General features: G+C 44.0%; 14 protein-coding genes and 1 other RNA gene. 14 read left to right on the top strand and 1 reads right to left on the bottom strand.

What is annotated here, in order from left to right; translation table 11 throughout:
• Positions 1-137: 137 nt before the first annotated feature.
• The 4 genes from DW005_RS07505 (at position 138) to DW005_RS07490 (ending at position 4,549) form a co-directional block, all read left to right on the top strand.
• Positions 138-827, top strand: a complete 690-nt coding sequence (locus DW005_RS07505; protein ID WP_022377568.1) for a response regulator transcription factor — start codon at positions 138-140, stop codon at positions 825-827.
• A 9-nt stretch (positions 828-836) separates the two neighbouring features.
• Positions 837-2,294, top strand: a complete 1,458-nt coding sequence (locus DW005_RS07500; protein ID WP_117478774.1) for a HAMP domain-containing sensor histidine kinase — start codon at positions 837-839, stop codon at positions 2,292-2,294.
• Positions 2,295-2,338: 44 nt separating this feature from the next.
• A non-coding RNA gene (gene ssrS / locus DW005_RS07495) (6S RNA) lies at positions 2,339-2,543 on the top strand.
• 68 nt (positions 2,544-2,611) lie between these two features.
• The gene (locus DW005_RS07490; protein ID WP_117478830.1) at positions 2,612-4,549 is read left to right on the top strand and encodes an NAD(+) synthase; all 1,938 of its coding nucleotides are present in this window, start codon (positions 2,612-2,614) and stop codon (positions 4,547-4,549) included.
• Here the strand turns inward: DW005_RS07490 and DW005_RS07485 are convergent.
• Positions 4,520-4,963 (bottom strand): hypothetical protein, encoded by a 444-nt coding sequence (locus DW005_RS07485; protein WP_022377571.1) that lies wholly within the window; start codon positions 4,961-4,963, stop codon positions 4,520-4,522. The two genes, DW005_RS07490 and DW005_RS07485, sit on opposite strands and share 30 nt — an antisense overlap.
• Before the next feature lie 101 nt (positions 4,964-5,064).
• Between DW005_RS07485 and DW005_RS07480 the strand changes: the two genes are divergently transcribed.
• The 10 genes from DW005_RS07480 (at position 5,065) to DW005_RS07435 (ending at position 21,442) form a co-directional block, all read left to right on the top strand.
• Entirely contained in the window at positions 5,065-8,463 is a 3,399-nt protein-coding gene (locus tag DW005_RS07480; RefSeq protein WP_181974976.1) for a PD-(D/E)XK nuclease family protein, read from the top strand.
• Positions 8,450-12,001 carry a helicase-exonuclease AddAB subunit AddA gene (gene addA, locus DW005_RS07475; RefSeq protein ID WP_181974975.1) on the top strand — a complete coding sequence of 1,184 codons (3,552 nt, stop codon included), beginning with the start codon at positions 8,450-8,452 and terminating at the stop codon, positions 11,999-12,001. Before DW005_RS07480 ends, addA begins: the two co-directional genes overlap by 14 nt.
• Positions 12,002-12,013: 12 nt before the next feature.
• Positions 12,014-12,757 (top strand): class I SAM-dependent methyltransferase, encoded by a 744-nt coding sequence (locus DW005_RS07470; protein WP_117478771.1) that lies wholly within the window; start codon positions 12,014-12,016, stop codon positions 12,755-12,757.
• A 14-nt stretch (positions 12,758-12,771) separates the two neighbouring features.
• Positions 12,772-14,661, top strand: a complete 1,890-nt coding sequence (locus DW005_RS07465) for an SH3 domain-containing protein (RefSeq protein WP_181974974.1) — start codon at positions 12,772-12,774, stop codon at positions 14,659-14,661.
• Positions 14,662-14,690: 29 nt separating this feature from the next.
• Positions 14,691-15,974 carry a cadherin-like beta sandwich domain-containing protein gene (locus tag DW005_RS07460; protein WP_117478769.1) on the top strand — a complete coding sequence of 428 codons (1,284 nt, stop codon included), beginning with the start codon at positions 14,691-14,693 and terminating at the stop codon, positions 15,972-15,974.
• 46 nt (positions 15,975-16,020) lie between these two features.
• Positions 16,021-16,413, top strand: coding sequence for a GntR family transcriptional regulator (locus DW005_RS07455; protein WP_022377577.1), 393 nt, complete (start codon positions 16,021-16,023; stop codon positions 16,411-16,413).
• Positions 16,410-18,890, top strand: coding sequence for an ATP-dependent Clp protease ATP-binding subunit (locus DW005_RS07450; protein WP_117478768.1), 2,481 nt, complete (start codon positions 16,410-16,412; stop codon positions 18,888-18,890). The genes DW005_RS07455 and DW005_RS07450 overlap by 4 nt, the downstream gene beginning before the upstream one ends.
• A 115-nt stretch (positions 18,891-19,005) precedes the next feature.
• Positions 19,006-19,419 (top strand): hypothetical protein, encoded by a 414-nt coding sequence (locus DW005_RS07445; protein ID WP_022377579.1) that lies wholly within the window; start codon positions 19,006-19,008, stop codon positions 19,417-19,419.
• Between the two features lie 97 nt (positions 19,420-19,516).
• A complete protein-coding gene (gene radA, locus DW005_RS07440; protein WP_117478829.1) occupies positions 19,517-20,908 on the top strand; it encodes a DNA repair protein RadA in 1,392 nt (463 codons plus the stop codon).
• Positions 20,909-20,962: 54 nt separating this feature from the next.
• A complete protein-coding gene (locus DW005_RS07435) occupies positions 20,963-21,442 on the top strand; it encodes a hypothetical protein (RefSeq protein ID WP_022377581.1) in 480 nt (159 codons plus the stop codon).
• Positions 21,443-21,609 lie beyond the last annotated feature (167 nt).

Here is a 21,609-nt window from a genome sequence, read left to right as displayed (position 1 = left end):
CATATTTACTTTGTACTGTAACTATATTATGTGCCTGTGGCACAAACTTGTCACTTTGTGAAGGGGTCTTGAAATTGGTTTTTGAAACTGTTATGATGGAAAAAAACAATAGGAAGAGATGGGAAAGGAGAAAGACCATGCAGAGAATTTTAATTGTAGATGATAATGAAGATATTCGAGAGGTTTTAGGTACTTATGTAGCAAAAGAAGGTTTTGAGCCGGTTGTGGCAAAGGACGGATTTGAGGCGCTTGACCTGTTTAAGAAAGCCAATCCGGCAGTCGTACTGCTTGACGTTATGATGCCGGGCATGGATGGTTACAAAGTTTGTGAAAAAATTCGAGAACAGTCGGATGTGCCGATTATCCTTGTTACAGCAAAAGGAGACGATTACGACCGTGTGATGGGACTGGATATCGGAGCCGATGATTATATCGTCAAACCATTTAATGGAGATGAGGTTATGGCACGTGTCCGTGCAGTGTTACGGCGTATGGGACGTTCGGAGTCCACAGAGGAAAAGAAAATCTTAAACATCAGTGATTTGACGGTAAATATTGAGACTTACACCGTTTATGTAGGAGCGGAAAAACTTCCGATGACGAAAAAAGAAGTGGAGACCATGTGGATTCTTGCCGGAAATCCAAGCAAGGTATTTACCAGGGATAACCTGTTGGACAGTTTGTGGGGGCAGGATTATTTTGGTGACAGCCGTACCGTGGATTCCCATATCAAGAGACTGCGTGCGAAATTAGATAAAGTACCACATCCAAATTGGGAGATTAAGACGATTTGGGGCTTAGGATATAAGTTTGAACTGACTGTATAAGGAGCCGCTATGAAGAAAATATTTTGGCGTGTGTTCGTTGCCTTTGGCGTTGTACTTTTGGTGTTTACAATTCTGATTGGACTTATGTTTACACGGTTTAACCGCACGAATATTGTCGGGGCGTACAAACAGCAGTTAGGGGATTTGGCAGATGGCGTTGTCACTCGGACAAGTCAGGCAGTAAAAGACCATGAAGCGGATGAATTTATGGATTATCTGCGCGCAATGGAAGATTTTGGAAAGATGCAGAATGTTGACATCTGGATTGTGGCAGACGAATCAAGTAAACATAAATTATCTGACGCATATACCAATGTGCAGATGGATGGATTGGATATTCCGAAGGAAACAGAGAATATTATCAAAACGGCATTTCGGGGGAAAAAGAAAAGTTACAGCGATTACGATGAAATTTACCAGACGGTTATGCTTCATGTGGCAGTGCCGGTCCGTGATAAGAGTGGTGACGTGTCGGGAGCAGTTGTCGTATCGGGACCGATGGAAATGCAGGAAAATACCGTGATTCAGTACGAAAAATACATGCTGATTTGCGTTATGGTAGGAGCATTTTTGGCACTCTTATTATCCTTTTTCTTCTCTAGGCAGCTTGTCCGTCCGATTATCCGGATTAAAGAGGCAGCACTTGTGCTGGCTGCCGGAAATTATGCTCATAAAACCGGAATCCGTCGAAAAGATGAACTGGGGGCGCTGGCAGAGAGTATGGATACTCTTTCGGATAAGTTGGTGGAAGCGGAAGAATTTCGCGAGGACTTAGAGCAGAGCCGCCGGGATTTCTTCTCGAATGTATCACATGAACTCCGTACACCGATTGCCGTCATGAAAGGGTATGCTGACACGTTGGTGGCTGGTTATGTAGCGGATGAAACCAAGCAGAAAGAATATTTGCAGAGGATTCAGAGCGAGTGTAACGGTATGGAACATCTGGTGTCTGATCTTTTGATTTTGTCGCGGATGCAAAATCCGGATTATGAATTAAATGTCGAAGTGTTAAATGTGATTGCCGTGGCACAGGATGCGATGCGCGGAATGCGTATTCTTATGCAGGAGAAAAAATTGACGGGCAGTGTTACCTATGACGACGAATGTTCCCTAATGAAGGGAGATTACGACAGAGTCCGCCAGTTGTTTACCGTTCTTTTGCAAAACGCCGTAAAATATTCGGACGAGGGAACAGAGATTACCATGCATGTTGCAAAAGAAGAAGGACTGATTGTGACAACGGTGCGCGATTTTGGGATTGTTATCCCTGAGAGTGAATGGGAAAATGTTTTTGAAAAATTTTACCGGGCAAGCAGCCACGGTGAAAAAGAAGGCTCCGGACTTGGACTTGTTGTGGCAAAGAATATTGTGAGCCGTCACGGCGGGCATATTTTTGTTCGAAGCGATGAAAAAAATGGAACTATTTTTACGATAGAATTTCCAGAAACTTCTGAAAATATTTCTTGATATATTTCGCTGTTTTCAGTATACTAATAGTATCAAGAAACGAACATCTCCTGGAGTGTTCGATACCTTCTGAATTTTTGAACCTACAATACTTTAAACGGGATTCTTATATCTGTAGTTGGATGTCGGGCCGTCACTGCCGCAAGGTACTATGGTGACATAGCAACGGAAGACAGAAGGCTGCATGCGGTTGCCCACCTAGCCGATAGCTAGGAGTCAAAAATCAGAAGCCGGCATTTCGGGTATTTACGAAAGAGTTGGGCAGCGATTGGTCGCTGCCCTTTTCTATATGTGGAAAAAGAAATGAGGAAAAAACGATGAAAAACGGATTTTTAAAAGTAGCGGTTACGACACCGGATTTGCGTGTGGCAGACTGCGAATATAATAAAAATCAAATGGTTGAAAAAGTGAAAAAAATGGCAGGCGAAAAAGTCTCTCTCGTTTGTTTTCCGGAATTTTCACTGACCGGATACACGTGCGGTGACTTATTTTTGCATGACACCTTAGTGGAGGGCGCAAAAGATGCTTTGGCTGCATACTGCGAGGAGACGAAATCATACGAAATCGTCAGTGTAGTCGGACTTCCGCTTGACCATAACGGAAAACTTTATAATGTGGCAGCGGTTATTTATGGCGGTAAAATTCTTGGGTTTGTGCCAAAAAGCTATCTGCCAAACTATAGTGAATTTTATGAAGCGCGTCAGTTTGTAGAAGCACCGGCAGAAAACGGAGAGCATCTCTGGAAAGAGGGTGAGAGCGTTCCGTTTGGTGCCAATCTGATATTCACGCACAAAAAATACCATCGTTTTTCCTTTGGGATTGAATTATGTGAGGATTTGTGGACACCAATACCGCCATCCGGTGAACTTGCTATGGCGGGAGCGCATATTATTTTGAATTTGTCGGCGAGCGATGAGTTGACCGGCAAGGCGGGATACCGCAGAGAACTTGTGAAAAACCAGTCAGCACGTACACTTTCGGCGTATTTATATGCGGATGCCGGTGAGGGAGAATCCACGATGGATATGGTGTTTGCCGGTCATAATCTGATTGTGGAAAATGGTGTTGTTTTGAAAGAGAGCAAACCATTTGCCGGGGAAAAGGATTTAATTACGGAAATTGATTTGGGCCGTCTTCACAATGAAAGACGGCGTATGACGACCTTTACGAAAGGGCAGAAAAAAGACAATTTTACGACAATCTGGTTTGATTCAAATGTGCCGGAAGAAACAAAACTTACAAGAAGTTTTGAAAAGACACCATTTGTTCCTTCGACTCGTATTCACAGAGAAGAACGATGCGAAGAAATTTTGGCAATTCAGTCGTATGGGCTTGCCAAACGTCTACGCCACACCGGCTGCAAACATGCCGTAATTGGGTTGTCCGGCGGTTTGGATTCGACCCTTGCGCTGCTTGTGACAGTCCGTGCTTTTGATACGTTAAATTTAGAAAGAGAAGGAATTGTCTGTGTCACAATGCCATGTTTTGGAACAACAAACCGAACTTATGACAATGCGGTTCAGTTAGCAAAGCAGTTAGGCACGTCATTACGTGAAATTCGGATTCAGGATGCGGTTATGCAGCACTTTAAGGATATTTCACATGATCCGGCGGTGCAGGATGTAACATATGAAAACGGACAGGCAAGAGAGCGCACGCAGATTTTGATGGATATTGCCAATCAGGTCTGCGGTATGGTAATTGGAACCGGCGATATGTCAGAACTTGCACTTGGCTGGGCGACATATAATGGAGATCATATGTCGATGTATGGCGTGAACTGTTCCGTGCCAAAGACGCTTGTCCGCTATCTGGTACAGTTTTTTGCCGACACCTGTGAAAATGACATTTTGAAAAAAGTTCTCTACGATGTGTTGGATACGCCGGTCAGTCCGGAACTGCTTCCTCCAAAAGAGGGCGAAATCGCACAGAAAACAGAGGATCTTGTGGGACCTTATGAACTTCACGACTTTTTCTTGTATTATACATTAAGGTTAGGTTACGGACCGGAAAAAATCTTCCGTCTGGCCTGCGTGACGTTTGAAGGAGCATATGACAAAAAAACGATTGCCAAATGGCTAAATACCTTCTTTCGCCGTTTCTTTGCACAGCAGTTCAAACGGTCGTGTCTGCCGGATGGTCCAAAAGTTGGTACGGTATCGGTATCGCCGCGCGGTGATCTGCGTATGCCAAGCGATGCCAGCAGGGCACTGTGGCAGACGGAGTTAGACCGGATTTGTGACCGCCTTGTTTAAGGCGGTGCGGATGCCTTCAATTAAGAGTGATTCGGTGTATTTACTTTTGTCCGAGAGAGGAACATCCTCCAATTTAGTGCCGGCAATCAACTCTTTTTCGATGGATTCCAGTGACGGCTTCACAAGTGGGTACATGGTTGTCACGGATTCTTCCAAGTTGACCAAAGCAACACTTTTTACCTGGTCGGCATCCACGGCAACTTCGAGGTTTAATGTGGTATCTCCAAGTTTAATCTGTGAAGTATAAACACCGGGCGTATAAATCTGCTTTGTGGAACCGGTCTTTTCTTTGTTTGATTTGTCCGGAAGAAACATAATAATAAGCAAAACGATGAGAAGTATACCAAGGCCGGCAAAAATTGCCGTATAAATTAATTCTTTCATTTGAATGACTACAATTTTAGTTTTTGCCATGGAAAAACCTCCTTATGGATTTTGTGCTTGCGTGTGCTTACTGTTAATATATGAGCGGCATGCTGCCGCTATGCATTCTATTTTTGAGAGGAGGAGTTTGTTTGTCATTGCACTTTATTTTAGGCGGGAGCGGCAGTGGAAAAAGCACCTGGCTGTTCAAAAAAATTCAAAAAGATGCGTCAGAAAATCCGAGTATCAATTATCTTGTCTTAGTACCGGATCAATTTACATTAGAAACCCAGAAAACATTAGTTTCCCTCAATGGAAATAAGGGGATTTTAAATATTGATGTGCTCAGTTTCCACCGTTTGGCATACCGTGCCTTTGAAGAGGTTCCGGCGCTGCGTCGAACGGTTTTGGAAGATATGGGAAAAATCATGATTTTGTATCAGGTATTTTCCAAAAAGAAAAAAGAAATGCTGTATTTTAAACGTGGGTTAAATGCAGCGGGATTTTTGGATGAATGTAAATCCCTTTTATGTGAATTGGCGCAGTATGATGTGTCGGAAGAAGCTTTGGAAGAACTTATGGAGAAAGTCGGAGAGGACTCACTGCTTGGCTTGAAACTGCATGATATCCGTCTGGTGTATCAGGCGTTTACAGAACGGATGGGCGATACGTATATGATGGCAGAGGAACTGGTGCCACAGCTTACACGGGTAGTTTCCTCACTTGAGATGATGAAACACTGTGTGGTCTGTTTAGATGGTTTTACCGGCTTTACACCGACACAGTATGAACTTTTGCGCGAAATGTTAGGGGTATGTGAGGATATGTACATAACGGTAACAACAGACCGCACCGGATACAGAGACCGTGTGTTTTCCATGAGTGCTGATACGATACGCCGTCTGACGCAGATGGCAGGAGAACGAGGTGTCCTTGTAGAGGAGCCGGTTATTACAGGGGCTGGCAGGGAAAAAATTCCTTACCGGGTAGCGAAAAATGAGGAACTTGCCTTTATGGAAGAGCGGTTATTTACCCATGGACTTAAACCGTGGGAAAAAGTGCCGGAGTCCATTCACATTACGATGTGCCACAGGGAGCGTGATGAGGTTTCCTATGTGGCGAGACGCATTTACTGGCTGATGAAAGAAGAGGGGTATGAGCCGGAAGACATTGCGGTTGTGACGGCAGATGAAGCGGCTTATGAGCCGCTTTTAGTGCAGGAGTTTGAAAAACTTGGAATCCGATACTTTTTGGATAGCACGAAAAGCATCGGGGCAAATGCGATGGCTGAATACCTCTTAGCCTTTATTCATATGGCGCAGCAGAGACTTGATTATGAGAGCACGTTCCGTTTTTTACGCTGTGCCCTGTCACCGCTTACAAGAGAGCAGACAGACTGCCTGGAAAACTATGTGATAGCCAGAGGATGCCGGGGGATGGCAGCCTATCAGAGTGAATGGGAGTATGCTGTTTCCGGACTGGATTTACTGGAAGTCAATGAATACCGGAGAATTTTTGTGAATTCTATTGCGGAGCCGCTGCAGGCATTAAAAGGCGGTAAAAAGAGTGTTCGTGAATTTACGGAAATTTTCTATAGATTCGTTGAGAAGAACGGAATTTATGAGCGCCTTCTTGCCATGAGCGAGAATTTTGAAAATGATGGAAAGCTTATTTTAGCGAGAGAATATAAGAGCATTTACCGTTTGATGATTCATCTGTGGGATGAGTTTGTGGAACTTCTCGGAGATGAAATTGTCACATTTAAAGAGTATACACAAATGTTAGAGGCCGGAATTTCAGAAGGAATTGTCGGGTTTATTCCGCCAACGGCTAAGCAGGTTATGATTGGCGATGTGACAAGAAGCCGTTTGAAAAATATTAAGGTTCTTTTCTTCCTTGGTGTCAATGATAACTGTATTCCGAAGGCGAAAGGGGCACCGGGACTTTTGACTGAGCGTGAGAGGGAGCGCATGGAAAAAGAGGGCGTAACATTAGCACCGGATGCGGAAAAAGAATCGTATAACGAGCAGTTTTATTTGTATTTAGCACTTACGAAAGCGTCTGAGCAAGTGATTCTTACCTATTCGGTTATGACGTCAAAGGGAGAGAGTAAAAGACCTTCCTATCTGATTAACCGCGTCAAACAGGTATTTCCAAAGCTTGTTGTGGAAAAAGAGGAAATGGATACTTCTTATGAAAAAATCATGGGAAGTGACCAGGGAAAGAGTTATTTGATTTCACATCTGGCGGACGGCACTTATGCAAAGGATGTTATCTGGTGGGAAATTGCATCCCATTATGAAAAGAAAACGCCCGGTATTTTAAAAGATTTGCTGCGGATTCGAGAAAAACGCGCAGGAAATAATTCGCTCAAAAAAGAAGCGGCAAAGCGGTTGTTTGGCGATGTTTTGTATGGAAGCGTGACAAGATTTGAGCAGTATGTGCAGTGTCCGTTTGCGTTCTTTGCGCACTATGGACTTTTACTGAACGAACGGCAGCAGTACGAAATCAGCAGTCTTGATCATGGAAATTTATTCCATCAGGCGATGGAACATTTGTCACATGAACTGGAACAAAGGAACAAAAACTGGCAGGATTTAAGCGAAGAAGAGGCGGTTTTACTGGCGGCTGAGTGTGTCGATGCCGTGGCAGAGCGCTACCAGGGCAGAAAATATTTTCAATCGAACCGAGTGTCCTTTATGTTAAAGCGGTTGAAAAATGAGGTGGTTCATTCAGTCTGGGCGATGTGGCACCAGATGCAGGAGGGCGACTTTGTGCAGACCTACACGGAAAAAGGATTCCGGGGCAATGACAAAGAGTGGGAATCGATGTGTATTCCGTTTGATGAAGATGCAAAAATCTGTCTCAATGGTGTGATTGACCGCGTGGATTTATGTTCTCTTCCGGGAGAGGAATTGATTAAGATTATTGACTATAAGAGTAGTGACTCACAGGATTTGTTGTTAGCAAAGGTATACTATGGATTGCAGATGCAGCTTTTGACCTATCTGGAGGCGGCAAAAGAAATGGTTGAAAAGGAGCATAAGGGCAAAGAGGCGGTTCCTGCGGCGATGCTTTACTATGCCATTAAAGAGAAAAATTTGGATTGGAAGCCGGAGAGCGAAGAAGAATACGAAAAACGTGTTCTCGACAGCATGAAGTGCAAAGGGTATGTGAATGAGGAGCCGGAAATTATCGGGCATCTTGACAAGTCGGTAGTAAATGGCGGTGAGCTCATACCCGGACAAAAATCCGGTGTGGTTCCGGTGGCTGTTGACAAAAAAGGACTTTTGAAAAAAAATTCCGGAACACTTTCCACAAAGGACTTTGAAACATTGATTGCTCACACAAAGGAAAAAATGAAAGAATGTGGAAAAGCTATTCTAGACGGTAAAATCGAAGCTATACCATATGTGTATGAAGATAACGATGGATGCACCTATTGCCCGTATGGAAGTGTGTGCGGGCATGAGTCGAAAAAAGATGGTGTGCGTGAAATGAAAAAAATGAGTGATGACGAAGTATGGGAGGCATTGTATGGGGACGATTAATTGGACAAAAGACCAGCAACAGATTATTGATATGAGAGGCTGCAATATTTTGGTTTCGGCGGCCGCCGGTTCCGGTAAGACAGCCGTGTTAGTGGAGCGCATTTTTAAGCGGATTACGGACAAAAAAGACCCGGTAAATGTGGATCAGTTTGTTGTCGTGACATTTACGAAACTCGCGGCAGCCCAGATGAAAGACCGCCTGCGCGAACGTATTGAAGAAGCACTGGCAGAAGACCCGTCAAATGAACATTTGCTGCGGCAGGAGGGGCGTCTTTCGCTTGCACACATTTCTACCGTACATAGTTTTTGCAGTGAAATCGTAAAGCGGTATTTTCACCGGATTGGTCTTGACCCGGCTTTCCGCATGGGAACCGAGGCAGAGACAAGACTTCTTATGCAGGATGTTTTGGATGAATTGTTAGAGGAGGAGTATGGAAAGGGTGAAGAAGATTTTCTGGAACTGGCGGGGATGAGTGAGTTTAACCGCCGTGATGATGAACTGGGAAATCTGGTTGGAAGAATTTATAATCAAATGATGGGGCAGCCGTTTCCGCTCCGATTTCTGGATGAGATGGAGGCATTTTATGATGTCAAGACGGTGGACGAATGGGAAAATTCAAGATTTATAAAAAATTTACTGGCTTCCACGAAAACATTTCTTCAGGGAATACTTAAGGAATACAAGGCACTGAAAGATATTTGCCATGGACCAAACCAGCCGCTTTTTTATGAGCCTTATCTGGATGAGATGCTGGCATTTTTGTCGGATTTGCCGGAGAACTCAGGATATGAAAAGTATCGTGCTTATTTTGGCAGACTTCCAAAACTTACAATCCGTGCACCAAGAGGCCTGACGGAAGAGGAAAAGGCAAATAAAGAAGCCGTTCGTTTAAGCTGCAAGGATGCTGAAAAACGCATGGTGGAATGGAAAGAACAGTATTTTGATAAAGAGGCAGAGGAACATCTTAATGATTTAAAGAATACGAGCCGGAAGATGAAGGCGTTATTCCGCCTGACCAGAAGGCTGCATGAACTGTTTGTGGCAGAAAAAAGGGAGCGGGGGATTCTCGACTTTAATGACTTAGAGCAGTTGACGATTTCGATTCTTTTACAAAAGGATGAGGAGAGCGGCGCATATGTCCGAACGGATGCAGCGAAGGAACTGGCGAATGAATTTGTTGAAATTATGATTGATGAGTATCAGGATAGTAACTATGTGCAGGATACGATTCTTCATGCGGTTTCGAGAGATGGGCTTGCCGGTGAAATGCCGAATATTTTTATGGTAGGTGATGCCAAACAGAGCATTTACCGATTCCGTGGTGCACGTCCTGAATTGTTTGCCGAAAAACTTTTGTCCTACAATAAAAAAGAGGGAACGTTATACCGCAGAATTGATTTACAGAAGAACTTCCGAAGTAGAGAAATTGTGTTAGAGAGTACGAATGAAGTATTTTCACGTATGATGCATACCGATATCGGCGGCGTGGAATACGACGACGAAGCCAAACTGCATTTAGGAAGTGATTTTGAAAATACAGACAAAAAAATTGCGAAAAATGTGGACGTCTATGCAATTTTGGGAAAGCAGAATGTGGAGGCGGAGGGCACGCTTGCAGCACTGAAAATTCAGGAAATGGTATCGGGGGAAACTCCGCTTTATGTGAAGGACAAAGAAGGGTATCGAAAGGCTGAGTATGGGGATGTTGTCATCATAGTCCAGACAAATTCACAGGGACAGGCGTATTTCGATGCACTGAAGGATTATGAAATTCCGGCAGTGATGGAGAAAAAGAGAGGATTTTTTGATACGAGAGAAATCGGTCTTATGGTTTCCATGCTTCAGGTGATTGACAATCCGCATCAGGATATTCCTTTGGCGGCGGTTTTGCTTGGACCGATGTTTTCTCTGACCGAAGATGAACTTGCCGTTATCCGCATGGAAAATCGTTCGGCCGATTTGTATGATACCATTTTAACCTATGACAAAAGTGATGCTTTGTATGAAAAATTGCAGCACTTTCTAGAGGCACTTTCACATTTTAGGAGGAAGGCGTCTTATGCGGCCGTCGGAGAAATTGTACAGGATATTTATGACCATACAGGAATTTATGAGGCGGTCCGTCTGATGCCAAATGGTGTGCAGCGAAATGCGAATATGGACAGTTTGATGGCGATTGCCTGGGAATTTGATGGGACGACCTATCATGGATTGTATTCGTTTGTTCGTTATCTGGAAAAAATTTCACAGCAGACCGAGGAGATGGGCGAAGTAAATCTCTCAGGAGAAGAAGAAAATGTTGTGCGGATTATGACAATTCATAAAAGTAAGGGACTTGAATTTCCAATCTGCATAATCGGCGGCATGGGGCATGCAATCCATGTTTCGGATAAAAGCATCCTTACGATTCATCCGGATATTGCGATGGTAATGCCGGTTGTGGATAATGAAAAAAGGACAAAGAAGAAAACGATTTATACCCATTATCTCAAATACGTAAACGCCCAGGATGAACTTGGCGAAGCGATGCGTAAACTTTATGTTGCGATGACGCGTGCAAAGGAAAAATTGATTTTATTGGGATGTGCAAAGAATACGGATTCAGCGGCGGTAACCGGGGAAAACAGGCAGAAAATAAAGACCTTTTTCAATATGGTCTTGCCGGCGGTACATATCCGGACGGATTTATTTCATCTGGTAGAAGTCGAGACGGATGATTTGATTTTACAGGTGGAACATGGTATGGTACAAGAGACGGTAAAGGAGCAGGCTCTTTATAATTTTGACACAACCATCTGCTATGATAAACCTTTACAGGAGATGTATGAATGGATGGATGCGGCGGATGAGCCGGAGCCGGAACCACTGCCGGTAAAAGTGTCGGTATCCGATTTGAAAATTCAGTCGATGGAAGAACTGGACATGGAAGACTTTACCATTCTCACACATGAGGAGAAGGAGGAAGAAAAGCCGGTTCCTGCGTTTATGCAGACAGAGACAAAAGAAAAATCGGCAAACCGAGGTGCTTTATACGGAACAATCTGGCATCAGGTGATGGCGGTAATTGATTTTGTAAATACGGAAGATGAGGCGCAGATTCGTAAAGAAGTAAAACGGTTAGTTGAGACCGGCAGACTTTGCGAAAGTGATACCGAGGTGTTAAATTATAGACGGCTGTCAGCTTTTTTTGACTCGACGTTAGGAAGAAAAATGCGACAAGCACAGAAGGAAGGGCGTCTTTACAGAGAGCAGCCGTTTGTTATGGGGTATCCGGCACGTGATTTGTTTGATGAACGCGGGGAAGATGAGACAGTTTTGGTTCAGGGAATCATTGATGGATATTATGAGACCGATGACGGAATTGTGCTCATGGATTACAAAACCGATTCGCTTAAGCAAGGGGATGAAAAAGTGCTTATATCGCGTTATCGGAGACAGATGGAGTTATACCGGGATGCACTGGAAAAAATGACAGGAAAAAAGGTGGTAAAATGCCTGTTGTATTCTTTCTCACTGAGTGAGACAATTGAATGTTAGGAGGATATTGAGATGATGTATGAAGGATTTGCCAATGTATATGACCATATGATGAATCATATTCCCTATGAGGCATGGTTTGAAAATCTTTTACAGTATTTGCACGAGAAGGGTGTTTTGAGCGGAAGAATCTGTGAACTGGGATGCGGTACCGGCGTAATGACGGAGAAATTTGCGGCTGCCGGATATGACATGATTGGTCTGGATAAATCGGAGGATATGCTTGCGATTGCGAAGCAGAAGCAGGAAGAGAGCGGTTCCGATATTTTGTATCTGCATCAGAACATGGAAGAAATGGAATTGGACGGCCCGGTAGATGCGATGCTCAGTGTGTGCGATTCCGTGAATTATCTGCTTCATGAGGAGGAACTGAATAAACTTTTTAGCCGGGTGAAAACGTATGTTAAACCGGGCGGTTATTTCATTTTCGATTTGAAGACGGCATACTGTTACCGAAACATCATCGGCAACCAGACATGGGTTGAGCAGGATGAGGAAGTCAGTTATATCTGGGAAAATTATTTTTATGAAGATCAGGATATTAACGAATATATGCTCACAATTTTTAGAAAACAGGCAGATTCCGAACTGTATGAGCGCACGGAGGAAGCGCATTACCAGCGTGCCTATGATATGGACACATTAAAACGACTGATTGAGAAAAATGGGCTTGCGTTGGTTTCTTTTCTGGATGAAGACATGAAACAGATGCCAAATGAAACCAGCGAGCGCATTTATGTAATTGTACAAGCATGAGAAGGAGAGATTCGATGAACCGGAAAGTCTTTTATACCATTTTAGGAATGACAATTTTATGTGGACTGGTGTTTTTTCACAGCGGTAAATCACTGGCGGCAAACCAGACGGGAATTGTGACGGCATCGTCATTGAATGTACGCACGGGGGCAGGTACTTCCTATGATATTTTACAGTATAACAATGCCAATGTTTTGTTGGCGAAAGAAGATAAAGTGACTATTTTGGAGAAATTGTCAGGTTGGTATCAGGTTAGTTTTGTAAAGGATAACACGACTTTGACAGGCTTTGTCAGTTCCAATTATATTGCGATTGAACAGGCGTCGACTGCGGTACCTGCACCGACAGTAACACCGGCATCTACATCAGAACCAACGATTACCTATCGCTATGAGACATCTTACCAGCCGGTTTCAGTGGGTGCAAAGGTGCTGAAAAAATCCAAGCTTTACAAAGCAAATGGAAAGAGTGTTTATAAGGTTGGCAGGAAAAAAATGTCGCTTGCAAAGGGAAAGAAAATAAAAGTAATTGGTGAAAAGACGCTGAAAGGGAAAAAATGGTTCCATGTTTCTTTTACATATAAAAAGAAAAAAAGAAAGGCATATCTGCAGAATAAATATGTGAAACTGACAGCGGGAAAAGGTATATATGCACAGATTTTCAATGTGAAAAAGGCGGCGAATATCCGTAAAAAGAAAGGAACCGGTTCAGCATATAAAAAGGTAGGCGGGAAAAAAGTATCCATTGCCAAAAAAGCGGCAGTTACGATTGTAAGTGATGTGGCAGTAAAGAGTACCAGATGGTATAAACTTCGTTTTAACTACAAGGGAAAGACTTATACCGGATATTCCAATGCGAAATATGTAAAACTTGCAAAGAAACCGGTGACGAAAAAAGTTGCGGTAGTTGCCATGAGCGATGCGCAGTTTGAGCAGGCAATGAAAAATGAAGGATTTCCGGAATCGTATAAACAGAGTTTACGTGCACTTCATTCGGCATATCCGTATTGGCAGTTTAAAGCCTATAAAACCGGTCTTGACTGGAATACGGCTGTAACGGAGGAATCGAAAACGGGTGTGAACCTGATTTCCAATGCGAGAGCAAAGGCATGGAAGTCAACCGAAAAAGATGCATACGATGCATCTACCGGCAAGTGGAAGGTATTTGACGGAAGCTCATGGGTTGCTGCATCGAAAGCTGCGGTGGCATATTTTATGGATCCCAGAAACTATTTAAATGATCGAAGTATTTACATGTTTGAGTTACTGGAATATCAGTCGCAGTACCAGACAAAATCCGGTGTCAATACAATTTTGTCCAACACACCATTTTACAACAAGAAGTTTTCCTATACGGATGTCAACACCGGTGCGGCGAAAACGATGTATTATGTGACTGCATTCATGGAGGCAGCGAAGATTAGCAAGGCAAGTCCTTATCATCTGGCTAGCCGTGTCAAACAGGAAGTCGTGACAAGTGCGACAACAACGAGTACGGCAGTTACCGGTACGGTATCTTCCTATCCGGGAATTTATAATTTTTATAATATTGGTGCGACTAGCAGCAGTACACCGGTGTTAAACGGACTGAAGTGGGCGAGTGATAAAAAGGCGGGTACCTATTTAAGACCTTGGACCGACCCATACCGTTCGATTGTCGGCGGCGCGCAGTACATAAGTTCCGGCTATATTGCCAAGGGGCAAAATACGTGTTATCTTGAAAAATTTAACGTGACAAGTTATAAACGCTATTCCCATCAGTACATGACAAATGTGGAAGCGGCGTATGAAGAATCGATTAAGACGAAAAAGGCATATGCCGGTATGATGGACAAATCTCCATTGGTATTTTCAATTCCGGTTTATGAAAATATGCCGGCGGCAAACAGCCCAATGCCAAAATAAAAAGGACAAGAAAGGGAAGGGACGATACGATGAAAAAAAGAATGACAGCAGGAATTATTTTGATACTTATGATGGCATTTTGCCTGCCGGTTACGGCAAAGGCGGCGAGCGGTTCGCTGCAGTTATCGGCACTGTCAGAGACGGTAAGCAAGGGAAGTCAGGTGACGGTAGTATGTCAGGTGGCATCTACCGAGTCCTTTGCGGATGTTTCATTCCGTCTTTCCTATGATGATTCGATTTTAACTTTTCTTTCCGGTGGCAAAAAGGTAAGCGGCGGAAATGGCATGCTGGAAATTGCCTCCACGGGAAATACGGTCGAAGTGCCGAAAAAGACCTTTTCCCTGCAATTCAAGGCAAAGAAAAAAGGAACCACGATAATCCGGGCAGACGGAGATATATCGGTGACAAATGCAAGCGGCGAAAAATTTTCCATGTGGAGTAACCAGGTGGCGGTTTCGGTTGTGAAAAAGAAGAAAAAGACGGGAAATACTGAGGTACAAACTACACCGAAGGCAACAAATGTTCCGGTAGTGACGGCACCGCCGGTAAAATCCAAAGAAAATCGTCTGAAAACGCTGAAACTTGACGCTGTTTCGATGACGCCGGAGTTTTCGCCGGAAGTTACGGCTTATGAGGCGATGGTAGATGCGAATTCGGATTCTTTGTATTATTCGTATGCGCTTCAGGATGAGAAAGCGAGGGTTTCGGTGCGTGGCGGCGAGAATCTTTCTGAGGGAAATAATGATGTATCGTTTGTTGTGACGGCGGAAGATGGCAGTGTGAGAGAATATAAAGTGATGGTTACGAAAGAAACAAAGGAAGAGACCGAGAGCCGGGAAGATGAGGCAGATACAACGCAGTCCGTTGGATTTGTGGTCGAGCAGAAAGGGGATAAAAAGATTATCAAAAATTCTTATGAATTTGAGGTTGCAAATCCCGATGATTTAGAGCGGGTGCCGGAAGGATATATTCAATCGTCCGTTGTGCTTTCCGGTGTTACTTTGCCGGCTTTTACGATGGAACATGATTTGGATAACAATTATCTGCTTTTGTATCTGAAGCCAAAAGGCGGGGATGCGGTACTTTACCAGTATGACCGTACGGAGCAGACGATTCAGAAATATACCGGAACGATGGTAGAACGTGTGAATAAGGGCGAAACGGCAGATGACAGTGGTTCATTTCCGATTTCCACGACAGTCCTTATGGCAGTGATTATTGTTTTGATTGTTACGGTATTGAGCCTTTTGATTGCCATGCTTAAGATGGCGATGAAGCGCCGGGATAAAAAAGGGAAGGAACTTGATTTTTAAGAGGCTATCTGTTATACTGCGGATAGAACAAAGGAGGAAATAAAAAATGTATATATCCATTGATTTTAACAGTGATGAAGCATTGTATCTCCAGCTTAGAAATCAGATTGTTTATGCGATTGTTAAGGCAGAGTTAAGAGAAGGGGAAAATCTTCCCTCCGTCCGTGATATGGCAGAGACGGTTGGGATTAATATGCACACGGTAAATAAGGCATATGCGATGCTCAGACAAGAAGGATATCTGCAGCTTGACAGGCGTCACGGTGCAATTGTGGCGGTTGATGTGGATGAAATTAAAGCACGCATGGAACTGGCGCAGACAATGGATTTGATTTTAGCACAGGCGATTTGTAAAAATGTATCGCGTGAAGATGTACACAAGTTAGTGGACGAAATTTATAACCAATATGAAGGATATCGAAATGGAGAATCATTATGAGTAGACAGTTTACTACGGAAGCAGAAAAAGCGTTGAATAAAGCTGCTAAATTTGCCATTCGTATGGGACAGAGGATTGTTGGAAGCGAACACCTTTTGTTTGGGCTTAGTGCGGCACCCGGTGTGGCAGCAAAAGTTTTAAAAGAAAATGGCATGGATAAAGAGCGGTTAGACATAGAAGTTCGTGAATACTGCGGTATGTCGGATGTTGTCGAAATGGAGCCTTTGCGGGGTGAGACTTCGCCGAAACTGGAGGCACTTTTACTGGCGGCGGCAGAGGAAGCCGGGAAAATGCAGTTAAAAGAGACTGGAACGGAGCATATGCTGTTAGCAATTTTAAAAGACACGTCATGTGTGGCGTATAAGATTTTGCTGGCGTCAGGTGCGCCGATTCAGAAGCTTTATACAGACATTATTCTCACGACCGGCGGTGATATGGTACAGGCAAAAAATGAACTGATTGCCAGCCGTTCCCGCAACAAGAAAAATTCGGGTACTCCGACATTAGACCAGTATGCCAGAGATTTGACGCAGTATGCAAAGGACGGAAAACTGGATCCGGTATTAAATCGTGACGATGAGATTGAGAGTGTGATTGGAATTCTCAGCCGGCGCATGAAAAATAATCCGTGTTTGATTGGTGAGCCGGGTGTTGGTAAGACGGCAATTGTGGAAGGACTGGCATCCCGTATTGTGGATGGTGCGGTGCCGGATACATTGGAACAAAAAAGAATTCTTACATTGGATTTGTCCGGCATGGTTGCCGGTTCGAAATACCGTGGCGAATTTGAGGAGCGGATTAAACGTGCCCTTCGCGAGACGAAAGCGGCAGGAAATATTTTACTTTTTATCGACGAACTGCATACCGTTATTGGTGCCGGCGGCGCAGAAGGAGCAATTGACGCATCAAATATTCTGAAACCGGCGATGGCGCGTGGTGAGATTCAGGTGATAGGTGCGACAACGAGAGAAGAGTACCGTAAGCATATTGAAAAGGATGCAGCCTTAGAACGCCGTTTCCAGCCGGTTGTCATTGAAGAACCATCTGCTGTTCAGACGATTAGCATGTTAAAGGGGCTTAGAAGCCGCTATGAGGAATTTCACAAAGTGGAAATTACAGATGCAGCCATTGAGGCAGCAGTCCAGTTGTCGGAGCGCTATCTGAATGACCGTTATCTGCCGGATAAGGCGATTGATTTGATTGATGAGGCATCTGCCAAATTCCATTTGCAGACTGTTTATGCACAGTCTGACCGCACACAGGAATATGAAAAAGAGCGGGAAGATTTGTATGAGCAGAAAGAGCAGGCCTTGATTGCCGGTGACTTGGAGCACGTGAGAGAGTTGCTTGCTGCGGAAAAGAAGTTAGAAAAGAAAATAGAAAAAGAAGAAGAATTAAAACAGGAACAGCGACAGAAAAAAGATAAAATTCTGCCATCTCACATTGCCCAGGTGGTTGCCAAGTGGACACACATTCCGGTAGAGCAGATGGAGGAAGCGGAAAAAGAGAGACTCAAAAAACTGGATGCCATTTTGCATGAGCGTGTCGTTGGACAAAATGATGCTGTTAAGGCTGTGGCTCGTGCAATTCGCAGGGGGCGCGTGGGCTTAAAAGACCCGAAACGTCCGATTGGTTCATTTTTATTCTTAGGACCTACAGGTGTCGGAAAAACAGAACTTAGCAAGGCTTTGGCAGAAGCTGTGTTTGGTTCGGAAAAAGATATGATTCGCGTTGACATGTCGGAGTACATGGAGAAACAGAGCGTGTCGAAAATGATTGGTTCACCTCCGGGATATGTTGGTTATGAAGAGGGTGGACAGCTCAGTGAAAAGGTTCGCAGAAAGCCGTATTCAGTTCTTTTGTTTGACGAAATTGAAAAGGCACATCCGGATGTCTTTAATATGCTTTTACAGGTGCTAGAAGATGGTCATATCACGGATGCCCACGGCAAAAAGGTGGATTTTAAAAATACGATTATCATTATGACATCAAATGCCGGCGCAAACCGGATTATTTCTCCAAAAACACTTGGCTTTGGACAGGCGAAGACGAGCGAGGAGGAATACCAGAAAATGAAGGAAGGCGTGATGGAAGAAGTGAAACATATTTTCAAGCCGGAGTTCATTAACCGTGTGGACGAAATGATTGTTTTCCATGCCCTTAATAAGGAAAATATAAAAGATATTACAAAGATTATGTTAAAGCAGTTTGCAAAACGAGTGAAAAACCAGATGGATATGGAACTTTGCATAGCAGACGATGTGGTTGATTTTATTTCCGATAAAGGCTTTGATAAAGATTACGGCGCAAGACCAATCCGCCGTGCTTTGCAGACCGAACTTGAGGACGTTTTGGCAGAGGCTGTGCTTATGGGAGATATTTCTATCGGAGATACGGTGGATGTTTCGCTTTCTTGTGAAGGAACGAAGAAGAAAATTGTAGTAAAAAAGAAGACTTTTGCGGATGAGAAAAAGTGAAGAAAAAATCACAAAAAAGTAATGGCAAAATAAGTCGAAATATTGTATACTTGAAGTATAAAAAAGATGCTGCAATGAAAAGGCGTCAACGAGTGAACGAAGGAGGAATCACAAGATGGGCGTAGTAGAAGAATTGATTCGCAAAGATGCGGATGGGACGTTAAGTTTTGGCAATTATTTGCTGGATACGAAGACGAAAAAATCGGATTTTGCATTCGAGGGTGCAACCTACAAAATCAAGACTTTTAAGGAAATTACCAAATTGGAGAAGAATGGTACGTTAGTGTATGAATCGGTACCGGGTTCTACTGTAACAAAGTTTAAGGGTAATCCGGATGTGGTTGAGTTTGAAGTGGAAGCACCAAGCGATATCAGTTTCACGCTTGAGATGGAGCCATCGACCGAGTATAAATTGGTTGTTGATGGTGTGTCGGCTGGAAGAATCCCGACGAATGTCGGAGGTAAACTTAATGCGAGTTTATCTTTGAACGAAGGCGCGAAATCCAGTGTTAAGATTGTAAAGTGCTGATAAGTATGGATACCCTGGAAAAGGAAATGAAGTGATTTTTGGGCACCGGCAAGAATTTGCCGGTGCTTCTGCACATTATATCGTGGGAAAGGTGACTATGGCGAAAGAAAAGACAGTATTTTTTTGTAAGGAATGTGGTTGTGAGTCCTCAAAGTGGGTTGGGCAGTGCCCGGCATGCCATGAGTGGAATACGATGGTGGAAGCACCTGCTAATGGCAAGCGGGGAAGAACTTCTTTAAGTGGCGGACGCCGCTCTGTGCCGATGGCAGCAAAGCCTGCTAAAATGAATGAGATTGAGACGCAGAAAGAGTGCAGACGACCGACCGGTATGAAAGAATTGGACCGGGTTTTAGGCGGTGGTATCGTACCCGGCTCTTTGATTTTGGTAGGTGGTGATCCGGGAATCGGAAAATCCACTCTGCTTTTGCAGATGTGCCGTCTGGTGTCTGCTGAAGGTACGAAAGTGCTTTATGTCTCCGGTGAGGAATCGGCAAGACAGATTAAACTACGTGCCGAGCGGATTGGCAAATTTACGGATGATTTGTATTTGTTTTCAGAGACATGTATCGGTACCATTTTACAGGCGGTGGATGAGGTGAAGCCGGAGGTGTTGATTGTAGATTCGATTCAAACCGTTTTTGAGGAAAGTGTGGATGCGGCACCCGGCAGTGTAAGCCAGGTGCGCGAAATTACTTCGATACTTTTGCAGCTGGCAAAAAGTCAAAATATTACGATTTTTATTGTCGGTCATGTGACGAAAGAAGGAAATGTGGCTGGTCCGAGAATGTTAGAGCATATGGTGGATACGGTGCTTTATTTCGAGGGTGATAAAACGGCGATGTACCGGATGCTCCGGGGTGTCAAAAACCGTTTTGGTTCGACAAACGAAGTCGGTGTTTTTGAAATGCAGAATCAGGGCTTAGTGGAGGTGCCAAATCCTTCGGAATATCTGATGCAGGGACGTCTCCCAAATGAAGCCGGTTCTGTGGTTGCCTGTACGATGGAAGGCAGCCGGCCATTTCTTCTGGAGGTTCAGGCTCTCGTCTGCCAGACCAGCTTCCCGATGCCAAGGCGTACGGCGGTAGGGACAGATTATAACCGTGTGAATCTGTTGATGGCGGTACTGGAAAAGCGAATGGGGGTGCGGATGGCAGACTGCGATGCCTATGTAAATGTAGCCGGCGGCATGAGAGTTGTTGAACCGGCGTTAGACCTTGCACTTGTGGCGGCACTTTTGTCGAGTTATCATAACCGGAGTCTACCAGGCGGCATGCTTTTGTTTGGTGAGGTCGGACTGGTTGGTGAGGTGCGTGCGGTATCACAGGCGGAGCGTCGTGTAACAGAGGCAATCAAAACGGGCTACACGGTGTGTGTGCTGCCGGAGAGTAACCGTGTCTCTATTGAAAAAGCGGGCAATCTTGATACCCAAAAAATTAAACTTATTGGCGTTAGGCACGTGAGAGAACTGTTAGACTGCGCAGGTTTATAGAATTGTGTGTGCAGCTTGTGTAAAATATGATTAGACAAAGGAAGGATAAAAGAAATGAAACAACTTAAAGAATTATGGACACTTGTAAACAACTGGCTTGGCAATGGGAAAAAATGCATCATTGGTTTGGCGTTTCTCCTCGTTGGTTTTGTCATGAACTGGTTTTCTCATCCGGTAGAGGGGCTTTCTCAGATTCCGTTTACCTTGATGACCGCCGGAGGTTTGTGCCTTGTCAATGCGCTGTTTTCGAAGTGGACAGATAAAAATATCAATTTGTTGTTCTTTGTCCTTGCTTTTATTTGCGTAATGGACCTTGGAATTGTTCTTCTCGATGGTGATTTCTCACAGTTTACCACGATGGTTACTGTTACCTGTGCCTGCACAGGTTTTTCGTGGGCATTAAACTTTGCCCTTTTGCAGTCGGTAGAAGTAGACGGTGCTGCCAAGAAGATTGTAATGTCGTTTTTGGCAACGGTTTGCAGTGCCGTGATTATGGCAGCAGTGTTTGTTGGTTCGGTTTGGCTGGCATCGTAAAATCTGTGGATTCTTTCAGTGAGACAACGTTATTTGTCTTAAAAGTCAAAAAGAGTTGCAGAAAATAAAATAGTAATGGAAACAAACGCAAATAAAACAACGCTTTTCCTTCAATTGTACCGACCCCCAAATGTTAGACCAAAAATCTAACGATTGGAGGTCGATAT

The organism is Clostridium sp. AF36-4, assembly GCF_003435975.1.
GTDB lineage: Bacteria > Bacillota > Clostridia > Lachnospirales > Lachnospiraceae > Eubacterium_F.
Note: the sequence above shows the minus strand (reverse complement) of the source record. Positions and strands in the feature narration are given on the sequence as shown.

Coding starts and splice junctions, on each gene's coding strand:
- DW005_RS07505 (WP_022377568.1), top strand. CDS start 138: ATGCAGAGAATTTTAATTGTAGATGATAATGAAGATATTCGAGAGGTT.
- DW005_RS07500 (WP_117478774.1), top strand. CDS start 837: ATGAAGAAAATATTTTGGCGTGTGTTCGTTGCCTTTGGCGTTGTACTT.
- DW005_RS07490 (WP_117478830.1), top strand. CDS start 2,612: ATGAAAAACGGATTTTTAAAAGTAGCGGTTACGACACCGGATTTGCGT.
- DW005_RS07485 (WP_022377571.1), bottom strand. CDS start 4,963: ATGGCAAAAACTAAAATTGTAGTCATTCAAATGAAAGAATTAATTTAT.
- addA (WP_181974975.1), top strand. CDS start 8,450: ATGGGGACGATTAATTGGACAAAAGACCAGCAACAGATTATTGATATG.
- DW005_RS07470 (WP_117478771.1), top strand. CDS start 12,014: ATGATGTATGAAGGATTTGCCAATGTATATGACCATATGATGAATCAT.
- DW005_RS07465 (WP_181974974.1), top strand. CDS start 12,772: ATGAACCGGAAAGTCTTTTATACCATTTTAGGAATGACAATTTTATGT.
- DW005_RS07460 (WP_117478769.1), top strand. CDS start 14,691: ATGAAAAAAAGAATGACAGCAGGAATTATTTTGATACTTATGATGGCA.
- DW005_RS07455 (WP_022377577.1), top strand. CDS start 16,021: ATGTATATATCCATTGATTTTAACAGTGATGAAGCATTGTATCTCCAG.
- DW005_RS07450 (WP_117478768.1), top strand. CDS start 16,410: ATGAGTAGACAGTTTACTACGGAAGCAGAAAAAGCGTTGAATAAAGCT.
- DW005_RS07445 (WP_022377579.1), top strand. CDS start 19,006: ATGGGCGTAGTAGAAGAATTGATTCGCAAAGATGCGGATGGGACGTTA.
- radA (WP_117478829.1), top strand. CDS start 19,517: ATGGCGAAAGAAAAGACAGTATTTTTTTGTAAGGAATGTGGTTGTGAG.
- DW005_RS07435 (WP_022377581.1), top strand. CDS start 20,963: ATGAAACAACTTAAAGAATTATGGACACTTGTAAACAACTGGCTTGGC.